Source organism: Kribbella shirazensis, assembly GCF_011761605.1.
GTDB classification, from domain to species: domain Bacteria; phylum Actinomycetota; class Actinomycetes; order Propionibacteriales; family Kribbellaceae; genus Kribbella; species Kribbella shirazensis.
In genome coordinates this window covers 6712991-6729201 of sequence record NZ_JAASRO010000001.1, presented here as the reverse complement: position 1 = coordinate 6729201, position 16211 = coordinate 6712991, and the positions used below count along the sequence as shown (strand labels likewise).

Below are 16211 nucleotides of genomic sequence, written 5' to 3'. Positions count from 1 at the left end.
GTCAGGGCACCCAAACCGGAATGGTCTAATGGCGTGGTGACACAGAGTCAGGGGGCCGGGGACCAGCACCACGAGGTCGTCCGCCTGGGGAGGGTCGGCAAGGGACTGCGGGTCCTGGTTGCGATCGCGGGTATCGCGTTGCTGATCAACGGATCGGTGCGCGCCACCGACGACGCGTGGCCGTTCGGACCGATGTCGCAGTACGCGATGTCGGTGCCCGACGACGCCCGGATCGACTACACCCGGATCAGCGCGGTGACCGACGCCGGCACGACGGTCGACGTGCCGCTGAACATCGAGGGTGCCGGGGTGGCCCGGGCCGAGATCGAGGCGCGGGCCGGGGAGATCGTCAAGGATCCGTCGTTGTTGCAGCAGGTCGCGGACGGGTGGGCGCGCAAGCATCCCGACCAGCCGAAGTACGTGAAGCTCGAGTTGATCCGGCACACGACCCAACTGGTGAACGGCCGCGTCGAAGGACCGCCGACATCGCAGGTGCTCGCGACCTGGGAGGTACGCCGGTGAAGGCGGCCAACTGGTTCACGCCTGCGATCGCCCTGGCACGGATCGCGTGGTTGCGGACGGTCCTGTACTTGTTCGTGATCGTCGACATGCACGCGTTCGTCCGCGACACCCGGCTCAAGGGTGAGCACCCAGGGCTCTACCAACCGTTGCTGCTCGCGCGACTCTTCGACCTCCCGAAGCCATCGGTCACGAACACCACGATCCTGTACGTCGTCCTGATCGTCGCGTGCCTGGTCGCGGCGACGAACCGGTTCCCGCGGGTCGCGGGCTGGATCGTGGCGCCGGCGTTCACGTGGTGGGTGCTGATCGGGATGAGTGACGGGAAGGTGGACCACGACCACCTGGCGTTGGTGATCGCGTTGTGGGTGCTGCCGACGGTCGGCAGGGCGTCGTACGGCGATCAGACCCGGTCGGAGGCGGCGGGGTGGGTGATCCGGTGCATCCAGGTCTGCGTGATCGCGACGTACTTCCTGTCCGCGATCGCGAAACTGCGCAGTGCCGGATGGGCGCTGACCTGGCCCGGGAGCGCCGTACTGACGTGGGCGATCGTGCGGCGGCCGCATCCGGTCGGGGAGTGGCTGCTGAACTACCCCTGGATGCTGCAGGTGATGCAGTGGGTCGGGATCGTCGGAGAGTTCTTGTCGCCGGTGATCCTGTGGCTCAAGGGGCGCTGGCAACTGTTCGGGGTGCTGTTCTTCCTCGGATTCCACGTGGCGAACACGGCGATCCTGCTGATCCACTTCCTGCCGACGGTCGTCTGCTGGCTCGCGTTCGCGCCGCTGGAGCGCGTCGTGCCGTGGTTCCGGGCGCGCCGGGCCGCGCGGGCCGAGCGAGGCAGCCGGTCAGACGGCGATGCCCGAGAGGCCGAAGACCAGGCCGAACACGGCCGGCAGACCGAGCAGCAGGCCGGCGCGTAGCTTGAACCGGCGCCCGCCGGGGCCCGGGGTCCGGACGACCCGGGACAGCACCGCACCGGCGTATCCGAAGACCAGCGCGGCGAGCAGGATCTGCCGGGTCGGCAGGTTGGTCGCGTCGTGATGCGTCAGGCCGAGCGTGACCAGGCCCGGGCAGCAGAACGCGCACATGCCGAAACCGAGCTCCGGGATCGGCAGCCAGCGGCGGCCCAGCACGTCGCGCTCGGCGGGCCGTTTGTGCCGCAACGACTGCACGAAGCGAGCGGTGCTGACGATCAGGTCGCTGAGGCAGAGGATCGCCGCCACGATGAGCGCCGCGTGAAAGATCGTCTGCACAAGGGGACACGCTAGGCCCTGAACGTGGCACTGCCCGCCCTGCCACGTAACGTCTGCTTAACAAGCGCGGGGCACACTGTGAGAGACCCCGCGACAGGCTGGTGAGAGGTGGACTGATGGACAAGCAGCAGGAGTTCGTGCTGCGCGCGCTGGAGGAGCGCGACGTACGCTTCGTGCGGCTGTGGTTCACCGACGTGCTCGGGTTCCTCAAGTCGGTCGCGGTGGCGCCGGCGGAGCTGGAGAGCGCTTTCGCCGAGGGGCTCGGGTTCGACGGGTCGGCGATCGAGGGGTTCGCGCGGGTGACCGAGGCCGACATGCTGGCCAAGCCGGACCCGTCGACGTTCCAGATCCTGCCCTGGCGCGGCGAGACCATGGGCACCGCGCGGATGTTCTGCGACATCAACATGCCGGACGGGTCCGCGTCGTTCGCCGACCCGCGGCACGTGCTGAAGCGGACGCTGTCGAAGGCGGCCGACCTCGGGTTCACGTTCTACACGCACCCGGAGATCGAGTTCTACCTGTTCAAGTCGCTCCTCGGCGCGCCCGGTACGACGCCGGAGCCGGTGGACTCGTCCGGGTACTTCGACCACACGCCGCAGGGCATCGGCAACGACTTCCGCCGCGAGGCGATCACGATGCTGGAGTCGATGGGGATCTCGGTCGAGTTCAGCCATCACGAGGGCGGGCCGGGGCAGCAGGAGATCGACCTGCGGTACGCCGACGCGCTGTCGACCGCCGACAACATCATGACGTTCCGCGTCGTGGTGAAGGAGGTGGCGCTGTCGCAGGGCATCTACGCGTCGTTCATGCCGAAGCCGCTGTCCGATCAGCCCGGGTCCGGGATGCACACCCACATGTCGCTGTTCGAGGGTGACCGGAACGCGTTCTTCGAGGGCGGAGCGCAGTACCAGCTGTCCAAGACCGGGCGGGCGTTCATCGCCGGGCTGCTGCGGCACGCGTCGGAGATCACCGCGGTGACGAACCAGTGGGTGAACTCGTACAAGCGGCTCGCGGTCGGGGACGAGGCGCCGTCGTTCATCTCCTGGGGGCACAACAACCGGTCGGCGCTGGTGCGGGTGCCGATGTACAAGCCGCACAAGGGGCAGTCCTCGCGCGTCGAGTTCCGGTCACTGGACTCCGCCGCGAACCCGTACCTCGCCTTCGCGCTGATGCTGGCCGCCGGTCTCAAGGGCATCGAGGAGGGCTACGAGCTGCCCGCCGAGGTCGAGGACGACATCTGGTCCCTCACCTCCCGCGAGCGCAAGGCCCTCGGCATCAAGCCGCTGCCCGGCAGCCTCGCCGAGGCGATCAGTGCGATGGAGGACAGCGAACTCGTCGCCGAAACCCTCGGCGAACACGTCTTCGACTTCTTCCTCCGCAACAAGCGGGCCGAATGGCAGGACTACCGCCGCCAGGTCACCCCCTTCGAATTGAACAAGCTCCTCCCCGTCCTCTGAGAGTTCACTCAGCTGTTGTCTGGGGCGCGTGGGATGGGTTCCCATGCGCCGGGTGCTGGTGGGGATGGGACTGCTGGTCCTGCTGTTCCTGGGTACGGCGGGGAGCGCTTCGGCGCATGTGATCGCCTCCACCGGCTACTCGACCGTGCGCCAGGACGGTCAGCGGGTGACGTGGTCGCTGAGCCTGGAGTACGACGTCCTCGCGCGGGCCGTCGACCTGGGACCGCCGACTACCGACGACGGGCAGCGCGCACGGGCGCTGGACACCGCCAAGGACCGGATCGCTGCGTACCTGCACGACCGCGTCGTGGTCTCGGTCGACGGCGCGGCGTGTGAGCCGCAGCTCGAAACGACCGCCGTCGGCCGGCGCGGAACGAAGGCTTACGCGGATCTCGGCCTGGTGTTCGACTGCCCGGGCAAGAGCGGCGCCTTCACGCTGAAGTACGACGTGTTCGCGTCGGCGGAGGCTGTCGCCGACGATCACACCAACCTGGTCGAGTACACCTTCGCCGACGGCTCCGGCCGGACCGTTTTCGACCGGTCGCACCACGACTTCACCGTCGGCGGCAACACGGTCGCGAGCTCCAGCCTGCAGTTCGGGAAGATGGGGGTGGAGCACATCCTCCTCGGGCTCGACCACGTGCTGTTCGTCGTCGCTCTGATCCTGGGCGCGCAGAACCTGCGCAGTCTGGTGCAGGTCATCTCGATGTTCACCGTGGCGCACAGCGTCACGCTGATCTCCACGCTGCTCGGCGGGCTCTCGGTCCCGAGCGTGATCGTCGAGCCGCTGATCGCGCTCTCGATCGCGTTCGTCGCGGTCGAGAACCTGCTCGGTTCCACCCGCCACCGGCTCCCGGTGGTCTTCGGTTTCGGTTTTCTGCACGGACTCGGCTTCGCCGGGTCGCTGCGGATCACCGACGAGGTCAGCCCGGAACTGCTCCTCTCGCTGCTGAGCTTCAACGTCGGCATCGAGGCGGGCCAGGCGCTGCTCCTGCTCGCCGTGTTCCCGCTGGTCCTCCTGATCCGCCGGACCCGCGTGGCGGTTCCGGTGGTGCGCTCGGCGACCGGGGTCGTCGCCGCCTTCGGCCTCTTCTGGTTCGTAGAAAGGTTCTTCCTCACATGATCCGCCTGACCCGCTCGTCTCGCGATCAGACAACCAGTCAGACAACAACCAGGTGGCACAGGCTGCTGTACGGCGTCACCGGCGGCCTGGCAGCGCTGGTGATCGGCGTACCGCTGACCGGGGTCGTCGCCGACGCCGTCGACGCGCCCGCGGCCACCGTCTCCGGCACGGTCTTCGAGGACCGCGACAACGACGGCCTGCCCGGCGCGGGTGAACCCGGGATCGCCGGCGTCAGTGTCTCCGACGGCGCACAGGTTGCCGTCACCGACGCGCAGGGCCGCTACACGCTGACGACGAACGTGGAGCGCCGCGGCGCCGACCTGGTCTTCATCACCCAGCCCACCGGCTATGCGGTCGGGACCGACGCGAACATGACGCCGAAGTTCTTCCGGAACCTCGGCCAGCTCGCGAACGGCGACACCGAGCAGGCCGACTTCGCGCTCCGCAAGGACAAGGCCTCCGAGGACGGCGGCTTCACCTTCGGCAACGTCGCCGACCCGCACGTCAACGCCCAGCTGCCCGAGCAGATCGCCGAGATCAACTCGACCCGTCAGGACCTCGCGTTCATCCAGGTCAGCGGCGACCTGACCAACAACGCCACCGACGCGGAGTTCGAGACCTACAAGCGCGGTACGGCGAAGTCGAAGGTCCCGGTCTGGCCGGCCGTCGGCAACCACGAGTACTCGGCCGGAGCGACGTACGACGTCCGGATCAACAACTACCGCAAGCATGTCGGCCCGGAGTGGTACTCGTTCGACTACAGCGACCGCCACTTCCTGGTCCTCGAGAACAACGGCGCCGCGCCGTTCGCCGAGCAGCTCGAATGGGTGAAGGCCGACCTCGCGCGGAACGTGAAGGACGGTAAGCGCCTGGTCGTGCTGACCCACCAGCCGATGAACGTGCCGTTCGGTTCACCGTCGGTGTACGACGAGTACGGCAAGGTGCTGGAGCAGTACGGCGCCGAACTGATCCTGGTCGGCCACGAGCACTCGAACGACGTGGAGCCGAACAGCCAGTTCGCCCGGACGGCGAAGCACATCCAGACCGTGTCGAGCTCGTACACGATCGACAACTCGCCGCGCGGGTTCCGGTTCGTGCACATGGACAACAAGGCCTTCGACAACCCGTTCCGGATGTACGGCGCGGAGAAGGACCTCACGATCGTCAGCCCCGCTCCGGGGTCGGCCGTCCCGCTGGACAGGTTCCCGGGCATCCAGGTGAACGCGTACGACACCACCGACGCGCCGCAGAAGGTCCGCTACCGGATCGACGGCGGTGCCTGGCTCCCGCTCCAGCCGACCGGCGAGTTCACCTGGTACGCCGGTTTGCCGGGCACTGTCCGGACCGGGGCCCACACGCTCGAGGTGGTCGCCGAGGACAGTACCGGCGCGACCTGGACGCGGACGTCGAACTTCACGCTGACCACGGCGAAGGCGATCCAGCCGGTCGCCGGCGCGGACTGGACACAGCACCACGGCGACGCGCTCCACAGCGGCGTCGCGGCCGACGCGATCGCGGCGGGACAGCGGCTGGCGTGGTCGTACCGCACCGAAGGCACCTTCCTCACCGGCTCGCCCGCGATCGTCGACGGCGTGGTGTACGCCGGGACGCGGGACGAGAACGGTGACGGCAACGCCGCGGTCCACGCGGTCTCCCTGGCCACCGGCAAGAAGCTGTGGAGCTACACCGTTCCGTCGTCGGTGCACGGCAGTGTCGCGGTGTCCGACGGACTCGTCTACGTACCCACGCTGCGCGGCACGCTGTTCGCGGTCGATGCGAAGACCGGCCTGCTGAAGTGGCGGCACGACCCGGAGGCGGCGCCGGAGGGCAACAACCAGCGCACCTACGGGTACTACGGCGTGACCGTGGCCGACGGCAAGGTGTTGTTCCCGTACCAGACCCGGTTTGGCGAGGCGTCGCGCGGTCTGCTGCTGGCACTCGACGCCAAGACCGGCCGGCGCGTGTGGGCCTCGCCGATGGCGGGCAGCACGATGAGCGACGGTACGCCGGCCGTTGCGGACGGCCGGGTGTACGTCGGTAACCAGGACGGTGCCGTCGTCATCGCGTACGACCTGAAGACCGGCGCGAAGCTCTGGCAGGGCACCGACACCCTCGGCGGCTGGCAGGACGGCGTACCGTCCGCGGCCGACGGCAAGGTGTACATCGGGTCGAACAACGGCATCGTCGCGCGTGACGGTGCGACCGGCGCGGTGCTGTGGTCGTACACCAGCCCGCATCCGTCGCTCGTGAACGGCGGTGCGACCCCGGCCGCGGCGGCGATCAAGGGCAATACGGTCTACATGTCCTTCCCGAGCGGTGCGGTCACGGCGCTGAACGCGACGACCGGTGCTGTGATCTGGGACCAGTTGCTGCCGGGTTCGCAGTACCGGGGTGGCTCGTTCACCTCGCCGGCGCTCTCGGGGAACACCCTGTTCGCCGGCGCCAACAACGGCCGGTTCTACGCGCTGGACGCACGCACCGGCCAGCCGCTGTGGTCGCACGACGTCGGCACCTGGGTGTCGGCCGGCCCGGCCGTCAGCGGCAACACCGTCGTCACCGGCGCTCTCGACGGCAACCTGTACGCCTTCACCCCGGGCGGTACGGCGGCCGCGCCGTGGCCGCTCGTCTCCGGCCGGGTGACCAACAAGGCCACCGGCGCTCCGCTCGCCAACGGAGCCGTTCTTGTGGTCCAGGACGGTACGGCCGTGGGCCGCACCACGACAGATGCTGCAGGCAACTACCAGGTCGGTCTGCCGAAGGGCGCCGGGAAGTACACGATCCAGGTGGCCCAGCTCGGCTACGCGACCGCAGCCCGCGAGATCGAGACCGGTGCGTCGGGCACCTTCCAGGTGAACCTGGAGGTGACGCCGGTGAACGTCGACGCGAGTATCGGCAAGCGGCTGCCGAGCGGCCTGGTCGAGGGCGGCGCCGGCGACATCGTGATCGAGAACAAGCGCCTGGCGATGGCAGTCTCGAAGGTCTTCCAGGACCCGCAACTGAACCCGTCGACCCCGGGCAAGGTCGTCGACCTCGCGATCACCGGGCAGCCGGATCAGTTGGACTGGATCAACCTGCCGTACGTGAGTGCCAACGAGCCGACGGGCGGCAGTGCCTGGCAGCAGGTGCAGGTGCGGTCGACCGACGTACGCGTCATCGAGAACACCGGCGAGAAGGCTGTCGTCCGGGCCACCGGGACCTCGGCGGAGAACCCGGACGTCAAGGTGGTCACGACGTACACCGCGACGGCCGACGAGCCGTTTGTCACCGCGGCGACGACCTTCACGAACACGGCGGGTGCGCCGCTGAGCGTGTGGGCCGGTGACGCGCTCGACCACGACGGGCCGGGATCGCGGTCGGCGGTGTCGGGCAACGCGCCGGTCACCGGCGGCGGCCCGTTCGCGCACACCCCGGACAGCAACCGGTGGATCGGTCAGTCGGGCACGAGCGCCGACAACCAGACGTACGGCCTGGTGTACAGCGCGGACAGCGGCGCGTTCACCGGGTACTCACAGGCGATCTGGACGCTGAGCAAGTTCAAGCTCGACCTACCCGCCGGCAGCTCCCACACAATCACCCGACGAATCGTCGCCACCTCCAACGGCGGCGCGACGGACAAGTTCGCAGTACTCAACCAGTTCGCGTTCTGAGCAGGCGCACCTGTCGGCGTCTGAGCGGAAACGCTCAGACGTTGGCGGGTTGGGGTGGGGCGTCGTCGGAGGCGTGTTGGGAGGTCCAGCGGGCTGCCGCGGTCGAGTGGCGGTACGGCGGGTCGCTGGCGGTCGGCGTACTGGCAATCTGTGCGCCGACCGGGACGTCCTCTACAGCCGACGGCACTGAGGTGAGTTCCGTGGTGCCGTCGGGTTTGAGGGCGTGGACTTCTTCGACGGTGAGGAGGCCTACGGGGCGGGTGCCTTCGGTGATGACGACGATGCAGCCGGGGATGACCTGCTGGGCGCGGTGGCCCTTGGCGGGGACGAGGATGCCTTCGGCCTGGGTCCGCCAGGCGCCGGGAGCGAAGTTGCGCAGCGCGATCCCGGCCTGGCCGTCCTCGGCCGTGCGTGGTGGGAGGTAGGCGGTCGCCGTGTAGTCGTAGTCGTAGTCCGGCTCCGGCGGCCCGGACACTCGCCCGCCCTGCTGTGGTGTCAGCCAGACCACCGTCCCGCACACCGCGAGCGACCCCGTCATCATGACCATGGACCACCATCATGCCGACTACTCAGCGAATTCGCTACACGACACCGTGTATTCCCCGCAACGAACCCGAGATCCCGCCGCGACTTTGTGCACCCACCGACCATCCGGCGCGGCCGGAAACGGGCGGTAGGTGCACAAAGTGGGAGATTGGGTAGCCTGCGGGGGTGGCTGAGGGTCGGAGAGGGTCGTGGGAGGGACGCCTGGTTCGGCTCGGGTTCGAGGACCCGCAGCGGGCGGCCGGCATGCTCGAAGAGCTGGACGCGCTCGACTCGCACAGCCCGATCGCGACCGAAGACCTGATCACCACCCTCTCGGAAGCGGCCGACCCCGACCTCGCGCTGCACGGCTTGTGCACCACGGCCGAGGCGCTGCACCGCCACGGGCACGACCTCGCGGCCTTCGCCCGGACTCTCGAAATGGACGCCGACTTCCGCCGCCGTCTCGTCTACGTGCTCGGCGCGAGCGAGGCGCTCGGCCGTCATCTCGGCGTCCACCCGCGGCACTGGTACGACCTCGCTGACCCCGCGCTCGCCGGTGCCCGCCCGTCCGCGGAGGACGTCGCCGCCAAGCTCGCCGCCGCGGTCGACGCGGACAACCCGGCCGACGCGCTGCGGGTCGAGTACCGTCGCCTCCTGCTCTGCCTCGCCGCGCGCGATCTGGCCGAAGGGCTGCTCGTCGACGAGGTCGCCGCCGTCCTCGCGGACCTGGCCGGCGGAGCCCTCGAAACCGCGCTGCACATCGCCCGCAACGAGTACTTCGCCGCGCATCCCGGTGCGGCCGACTGCCGTCTCGCGATCATTGCCATGGGCAAGTGCGGTGGCCGGGAGCTCAACTACGTCAGCGATGTCGACGTCCTGTTCGTCGCCGAGCCGCCGGCCGGCGAGCCGGAGGCGCCGGCCCTGAAGACCGCGACCCAGCTCGCCGCGGCCACGATGCGGATCTGCTCGGAGCACACCGGTGAGGGCACGCTCTGGCCGGTCGACGCCGCGCTCCGGCCCGAGGGCAAGTCCGGTCCGCTCGTCCGCACCCTCGACAGTCACCTCGCGTACTACCAGCGCTGGGCCAAGACCTGGGAGTTCCAGGCGCTCCTCAAGGCCCGTCCGGTCGCGGGCGACGCGGAGCTCGGTCGCGAGTACTCCGAGAAGGTCGGCCGGCTCGCGTGGTCCGCCGCCGATCGGGAAGGTTTCGTCGACGACGTGCAGGCGATGCGCCGCCGCGTCATCGACCACATCCCGGCCGCCGACGTCGACCGCCAGCTGAAACTCGGCCCCGGCGGATTGCGCGATGTCGAGTTCGCCGTACAGCTTCTGCAACTCGTCCACGGCCGCAGTGACGACTCCGTCCGCAGCGGGACGACACTGGTCGCGCTGGAGGCCTTGACCAGCAGCGGGTACGTCGGCCGCACGGACGGCGCCGTGCTCGCGGACGCGTACCGCTTCCTGCGCTCGATGGAGCACCGCATCCAGCTGTACCGCCTGCGCCGTACTCATCAGGTCCCGGAGGACGAGGCAGACCTGCGCCGCCTGGGCCGCTCGCTCGGCTTCACGAAGAATCCGGTCACCGACCTCACCGCCGCGTGGAAGAAACACGCGCTCGAGGTACGGCGGTTGCACGAGAAGCTGTTCTACCGCCCGCTGCTCGCCGCGGTCGCGCGGATCCCGGGCGGCGAGGTACGCCTGACGCCGGAGGCGGCGAAGCAGCGGCTGACCGCGCTCGGGTACGCCGATCCCGCGTCGGCGCTGCGGCACATCGAGGCGCTGTCCGGCGGCGTGTCGCGCCGGTCGTCGATCCAGAAGGCGCTGCTGCCCGCGATGCTCGGCTGGTTCGCCGAGTCGCCCGCCCCGGACGCCGGCCTGCTGGCGTTCCGGACGATCTCCGACGCGCTCGGCTCGACGCCCTGGTACCTGCGCCAGCTTCGCGACGAAGGCGCCTCGGCCGAGCGTTTCGCGCACCTGCTCGCCAGCGGCAGGTACGCGGTCGACCTCCTGCAACGCGCTCCGGAGGCGACCGCCATGCTCGCCGACGAACGCGAGCTGGTACCGCGCACCCAGGAGGCGCTGCTGACCGAGATGTCCGCGGCAGCTCGACGGCAGGACGCGCCGGAGGCAGCGGTCGCGGCGATCCGGGCGGTACGGCGCCGCGAACTCTTCCGGATCGCGGCGGCGGACCTGTCCGGACTACTTGACGTGGAGGCAGTCGGTGAAGCGTTGACCGTCGTCTCGGTCGGAACGCTGACCACCGCGCTCGAGGTCGCGCGGAGGGCGGTCGCCAAGGGGGAGCCGGAGCCGACGAGGATGTCGATCGTCGCGATGGGCCGGTTCGGCGGTCACGAGCTGAGCTATGGCAGCGACGCCGACGTGATGTTCGTGCACGACCCGGTACCGGGCGCGGACGAGAAGAAGGCGACCGACTTCGCGACCCAGGCGGCGTCCGAGCTCCGCCGGCTGCTCGCGCTGCCCGGCGCCGATCCCGCGGTCGCCATCGACGCGGACCTGCGCCCGGAGGGCCGGCAAGGACCGTTGGTCCGCACGCTGGCGTCGTACGCCTCGTACTACGCCCGCTGGTCGGCCGTCTGGGAAGCACAGGCGCTGCTCCGCGCCGACCCGCTGTGCGGCGACGCCGACCTGTGTCAATCGTTCCGTGAGCTGATCGACCCGCTGCGGTATCCGGAGCACGGGATCAGCGAGCGGGACGTGATGGAGATCCGGCGGATCAAGGCGCGCGTCGACGCCGAGCGGTTGCCGCGCGGCGCCGACCCGAGCACGCACACCAAGCTGGGACGCGGCGGTCTCGCCGATATCGAGTGGACCGTCCAGCTCCTGCAGTTGCGCGAGGCACACCGGGTCCCGAGCCTCCGTACGACGCGCACGCTGGGCGCGCTCCGGGCGGGCGTGGAGGCGAAGCTCGTGGATCCCGCCGAGGCCGACACGCTGCGCGCCGCATGGGAGATGGCCACCCGGATCCGGAACGCGATCATGCTCGTCCGCGCCCGCCCGAGCGACTCCCTCCCACGCGACCCGCGCGACCTGGCCGCCGTGGCGCACATCTGCGGCTACCCGCCCGGCGAGTCCGGCCGCTTCTCCGACGACTACCTGCGCACCACCCGCCGCGCCCGCAACACCGTCGCCCACCTCTTCTGGGACGACTAATAGACTCCGACTGGTGGAAGCAGTGGATCAGGTCAGGCAAGCCGGTGTCTTCAGCACCGTCCGCCGCAGTGTGCGGATGACGGTCGGGCAGAAGCGGGTCTGGGAGACGCGGTGGCCGGAGCTCGGCCGGACGCAGGAGGAGCTGCCGCCCGGTGAGCTGGACCTGGCCGGCTGGTTCGGCCGGGACGCGCCGACCGTGCTGGAGATCGGCTCCGGGATGGGCGAGGCGACCGCACAGCTTGCCGTGGCCGCGCCGGACGTGAACCACCTGGCCGCGGAGGTCTACCCGGCCGGTCTCGGGCAGCTGATGCTGTGGGTGGAGAAGTACGACCTCGACAACGTCCGCCTGCTGCAGGGGGACGCGCTCGACTTCCTCCGCGATCACGTGCGGCCCGGCGGGCTGGCCGGCGTACGCATCTACTTCCCGGATCCGTGGCCGAAGAAGCGGCACCACAAACGCCGCCTGGTCACGCCGCCGTTCGTCGCGCTGGTGGCGTCCCGCCTGCAGCCGGGCGGGACGTTGCACCTGGCAACGGACTGGGCGGACTACGCCGACCGCATGCTCGAGGTCTGCGAGGCGGAGCCGTCGCTGCGCAACCAGTACGACGGCTGGGCACCGCGCCCCGAATGGCGACCGGTCACCAAGTTCGAGTCCCGCGCGCAGGCCGAGGGCCGCGAGGTCCGCGACCTCCTCTACCGCAAGGTCACGCCGACCGACTCGTGAACGCCCACTGCCCGGCGCCCACCGTGTAGACCGTGTAGCCGTCGACGTACGACGACTCGCCCGCGAACGACCGCGGTACGGCGTCCACGTCCGCCGCCCGCGCCGACGGTACATGGACCTCAGCCGTCGTACCGACGGGCACCTGCACGTCCAACGACAGCACGCGCCCCGTCTGCTTCCACGAGACCGCCACGCGTCCGCGGATCGTCTCGGTGCGGATACTCGCCGAGTCCACCTCGTCGCGGGCGTCCGGCCGTACGACGATCCGCTCGCAGCCCGCGTCGATCACCCGAAGGCCGGCGACGTTCTCGAGGATCCACTGCACGACCGTGCCCTGGAAGTAGTGGTTGCGCGACCGCGAATCGTCCTCCCACTTCTCCCACATCGTGTCCGCGCCGAGGTCGAACCAGTAGCCCCAGCTCGGATAGCTCCGCTGCAGCGCGACCTTCGTCGCCACGTCGCCGTACCCGTGCGCGGTGAGCACCGGCAGCAGCACGCCGACGCCCAGGCAGCCGGTGTTGAGGTGGAAACCCCGCGCCTCGACGTCCGCGGCCAGTCCGGCGGCCACGCGGTCGACGTACTCGTCCGGCACCAGTCCGAACGCCAGCGGTACGGCGTTCGAGGTCTGCCGGTAGTCCGGGTCGTCGGCCGACCGGTACCGCCCGGTCTCCCGGTCGAGGAACGTCCGGTTCAGCCCGTCCGCGAGGTCGGCGGCCGCCTTCCGGTAGTCGTTGGGCCTCCCAATGAGGTCGCCGATCTCGGCGGCGACCACGAGCGCCCGGTAGAGGTACGCCGTACCTGTCAGCCGGCGATCCTCCGGCGCGGGACCGCTGCCGAACCCCGGCGGCAGCCAGTCGCCGAGCACGCTCACCGACAGCCCGTCCTCGACCCGATCCAGCTCCCAGGCGAGGTACCGCGTCAGCGGGTCCCAGTGCTCGCGCAGCAGCCGCTCGTCGCCGTACCAGCGATACATCTCGCGGAGCAGGAACGGGTAGACCGTCGGCCACTCCGTCGCGGGGGAGAGGTCGGTGAATCCCCACCCGCTGGTCGGCACGATCACCGGCAGTTGCCCGGAGTCCGCCTGGCTGTCCCGGATGTCGCCGAGCCACTTGGTGAAGAACCGCGCCAGGTCGAGCGTCGCGAGCATCGTCGGCGCACCGACCTGCGCGTCGCCGGTCCACCCGTTCTTCTCGAAGTACGGCGTGTCCGTCGGGATCCCGTGCAGGTTGCTCAGGATGGTCCGCCGCATCGCGTGCTCGAACTGCTCGTACGCCGCCTGCGCGGAGGCGAAGCGGGTCACCGACGCGACGTCGGAGTTCACCACCCGCATCTGAACTGTCAATGCAGTGGCCGCGCCTTCGATCTGCACGTAACGGAAGCCCTTGTAGGAGAACCGCGGCTCCCACGTCTCGGTCCCGGTGCCGGCGGCGATGTACTCGTCGCGCTGGATCCGGTCGCCGTCGACGTGCACGTTCCAGGCCGCCACATTGCCATCGGCAACCGTCTCGCCGTGCGTGAGGCTGATCGTGGTCCCGGCCGGCGCGTTCACGGACAGCTTGGTCCAGCCCGCTACGGTCCGGCCGAAGTCCGCGATCCAGACGCCCGGGCGGACCTCGGTGACCTCGACCGGGTCGACGGTCTCGATCACCCGGATCGGTTCGTGGGCCTGGGCGGTGAGCTTGCCCTTCGGTGCCTCGACGACCGACGCCGCGGTCCAGGCCGAGTCGTCGAAGCCGGCCGCGTCCCAGCCGGGGAGCGCGCGCCGGGCGTCGTACGTCTCGCCCAGGTACAGCGAGTCCGACAGCGTCGGTCCGCCCGTGACGCGCCACGACTCGTCCGAGCTGATCTCCTCGACCCGGCCGTCGTCGTACTCGATCACCAGCCGCGCGATCAGCTGCGGGTCGGCGGTCCACGGCGCGTCGTGCCAGCGCCAGACGTTGACCGAGGTCAGTCCGAAGAATCCGCGGCCGAGCTCGGCCCCGACGACGTTGTCCCCGGCCCGCAGCAGTTCCGTCACGTCGTGCGTCACATAGAGCACGGTGTGGTCGTACGCGGTGAAGCCGGGATCGAGTACGGCGTCACTCACCGCGCCGCCGTTGAGGCGCAGGTCGGCGTACCCCAGGCCGCTCGAGTACAGCCGGGCGCGCCGTACGGTCCCGTCGACGGTGAACGCCCGGCGCAGCAGGGGAGCGCTGTCGGTCGCGCCGCCGATCCAGTGCGCGGCGCCGAATCCCTCGTCGAGCAGCCCGGTCTCGAACCATTCCGGTGCAGCCCACTCACCGGCCTGGCCGCGGCCGTCCCACAGCCGGACCGTCCAGTGGTACCGCGTCCGGGCGGCCGTCGGTCCGTCGTACTCGATCCCGAAGGTCCGCGCCGACTCCACCTTGCCCGAGTCCCACACGTCGGTGCGCTCCGGCGTCAGCAACTCCGGCGCGGAGGCGACGAGGAGCTGGTACGCCGTCTGCGTGGCGCCGTACCCGGGCGCGTCGGCGACCCAGCTGAACCGCGGTCGCGGTACGTCGACACCGAGCGGGCGGACGGCGTACTCGGTCTTCAGGGAGCGAGGAGTCAGCACCCTCAGGACCGTAGGAGCGTGGCGCCCCGCATTCAACCTTCTGACCAGATCCGGCCGATGTCCGGAAAATGATTGACCGTCCCAGATGCTGAAACCTGAGCATCTTGCTCGACTTTGTCCGCTTTCATAGTCCTATGCAGCTCATCGCGAACGCGCCCGGAGACGCCCTGACGCGGCGTCGGCACGTCGATCTGCTGCGCGTGAACTCCTCGGGTTGTCGACAGACGGCGTAGTTCCTCCCCGCCTGTCTCCTCCCGACCCGTAGGAGTACTTCTGTGCGTCGCCTCATCCTGATCGCGCTGCTCGGCTCGGTCGCTCAGCTCGTCGACGGCACCCTCGGCATGGCGTACGGCGTCACCGCCAGCACCGCCCTACTGATCACCGGGATCACCCCGGCCGTCGCCTCCGCCTCGGTGCACCTGGCCGAGGTCGGCACGACGCTCGCCTCCGGGCTGTCGCACTGGCGGTTCGGGAACGTCGACTGGCGCGTCGTCGCGCTGATCGGAGCGCCTGGCGCGGTCGGTGCGTTCGCCGGCGCGACGTTCCTGTCCAGCCTGTCGACCGAGTCGGCCTCGCTGTGGGTAGCCGGTCTGCTGCTCCTGCTCGGCGTGTACATCCTGGTCCGGTTCGGCACCGGGAAGGTCCGGGCCGTGATCGAGGGCCGCCCGGCCGGGCGTTTCCTCGGTCCGCTCGGTCTGGTGGCCGGGTTCGTCGACGCCACCGGCGGTGGCGGCTGGGGCCCGGTCGCGAACTCCGCGCTGCTGTCCAGCGGCAAGTTGTCGCCGCGGCGCACGGTCGGGTCGGTGAACGCCGCCGAGTTCATGGTGTCGGTCGCCGCCAGCATCGGCTTCCTGATCGGCCTCGGCAAGGAGAACCTGCCGTTCGGCATCGTCGCCGCGTTGCTGATCGGCGGCGTCCTCGCGGCGCCGCTGGCCGCCTGGCTGGTGTCGCGGCTCGCAACCCGCTGGCTCGGTGTCGGCGTCGGCCTGGTGCTGATCCTGACCAACGCCCGCACCGTGCTGAACGGTCTCGACGTCACCGCCGGCCCCCGGTACGCCGTCTACGCGGCACTCGTTCTCGGCTGGGCCGCGATCGTCACGTACGGCATCCGCGCCGCGGCCCGCCGTACCGTCCGCGAGGCCGAGAGCCTGCTCGACGAGAGCGAGCTCGAGCCCGCGTCCTGAGCTCCACCTTTCCTTCGGACCAAAGGTTTTCCT

The 16211-nt window shown here is 69.9% G+C and carries 12 protein-coding genes; 9 read left to right on the top strand and 3 right to left on the bottom strand.

The features are described 5' to 3' along the window. The first annotated feature begins 36 nt into the window (after window positions 1-36). Window positions 37-522, top strand: coding sequence for a hypothetical protein (locus BJY22_RS32255; RefSeq protein ID WP_167214432.1), 486 nt, complete (start codon window positions 37-39; stop codon window positions 520-522). Continuing rightward, a complete protein-coding gene (locus BJY22_RS32250; protein WP_337759673.1) occupies window positions 519-1439 on the top strand; it encodes an HTTM domain-containing protein in 921 nt (306 codons plus the stop codon). Before BJY22_RS32255 ends, BJY22_RS32250 begins: the two co-directional genes overlap by 4 nt. On the opposite strand, the gene BJY22_RS32245 is transcribed toward BJY22_RS32250, so the two are convergent. Further along, a complete protein-coding gene (locus BJY22_RS32245; RefSeq protein ID WP_167214429.1) occupies window positions 1365-1772 on the bottom strand; it encodes a hypothetical protein in 408 nt (135 codons plus the stop codon). The genes BJY22_RS32250 and BJY22_RS32245 overlap by 75 nt on opposite strands. A gap of 116 nt (window positions 1773-1888) precedes the next feature. On the opposite strand from BJY22_RS32245, the gene glnA reads away from it, so the two are divergent. Genes glnA through BJY22_RS32230 form a run of 3 tightly spaced genes read left to right on the top strand, consistent with a single transcriptional unit; the run spans window position 1889 to window position 7999 of the window. Then, window positions 1889-3229 (top strand): type I glutamate--ammonia ligase, encoded by a 1341-nt coding sequence (gene glnA / locus BJY22_RS32240; RefSeq protein ID WP_167214426.1) that lies wholly within the window; start codon window positions 1889-1891, stop codon window positions 3227-3229. A 28-nt stretch (window positions 3230-3257) separates the two neighbouring features. Beyond that, window positions 3258-4352: a HupE/UreJ family protein gene (locus BJY22_RS43145; protein WP_167214424.1), complete on the top strand. Its 1095-nt coding sequence runs from the start codon at window positions 3258-3260 to the stop codon at window positions 4350-4352. Further along, the gene (locus BJY22_RS32230; RefSeq protein ID WP_167214421.1) at window positions 4349-7999 is read left to right on the top strand and encodes an outer membrane protein assembly factor BamB family protein; all 3651 of its coding nucleotides are present in this window, start codon (window positions 4349-4351) and stop codon (window positions 7997-7999) included. Before BJY22_RS43145 ends, BJY22_RS32230 begins: the two co-directional genes overlap by 4 nt. A 34-nt stretch (window positions 8000-8033) precedes the next feature. On the opposite strand, the gene BJY22_RS32225 is transcribed toward BJY22_RS32230, so the two are convergent. Next, complete coding sequence (locus BJY22_RS32225) at window positions 8034-8546, bottom strand: hypothetical protein (RefSeq protein ID WP_167214418.1); 513 nt, start codon at window positions 8544-8546, stop codon at window positions 8034-8036. Window positions 8547-8710: 164 nt separating this feature from the next. Between BJY22_RS32225 and BJY22_RS32220 the strand changes: the two genes are divergently transcribed. Both BJY22_RS32220 and trmB read left to right on the top strand, forming a co-directional pair. Next, complete coding sequence (locus BJY22_RS32220) at window positions 8711-11695, top strand: bifunctional [glutamine synthetase] adenylyltransferase/[glutamine synthetase]-adenylyl-L-tyrosine phosphorylase (RefSeq protein WP_167214415.1); 2985 nt, start codon at window positions 8711-8713, stop codon at window positions 11693-11695. Between the two features lie 13 nt (window positions 11696-11708). Further along, entirely contained in the window at window positions 11709-12419 is a 711-nt protein-coding gene (trmB, locus tag BJY22_RS32215) for a tRNA (guanosine(46)-N7)-methyltransferase TrmB (RefSeq protein WP_167214412.1), read from the top strand. Here trmB and BJY22_RS32210 read toward each other — a convergent pair. Beyond that, window positions 12400-14994 carry a family 78 glycoside hydrolase catalytic domain gene (locus tag BJY22_RS32210; protein ID WP_337759666.1) on the bottom strand — a complete coding sequence of 865 codons (2595 nt, stop codon included), beginning with the start codon at window positions 14992-14994 and terminating at the stop codon, window positions 12400-12402. The two genes, trmB and BJY22_RS32210, sit on opposite strands and share 20 nt — an antisense overlap. A 134-nt stretch (window positions 14995-15128) precedes the next feature. Here BJY22_RS32210 and BJY22_RS43345 point away from each other — a divergent pair, with 134 nt between their 5' ends. Further along, window positions 15129-15227, top strand: coding sequence for a putative leader peptide (locus BJY22_RS43345; RefSeq protein WP_420371425.1), 99 nt, complete (start codon window positions 15129-15131; stop codon window positions 15225-15227). A 42-nt stretch (window positions 15228-15269) separates the two neighbouring features. Next, entirely contained in the window at window positions 15270-16178 is a 909-nt protein-coding gene (locus BJY22_RS32205; protein ID WP_167214406.1) for a TSUP family transporter, read from the top strand. Window positions 16179-16211: the final 33 nt, after the last annotated feature.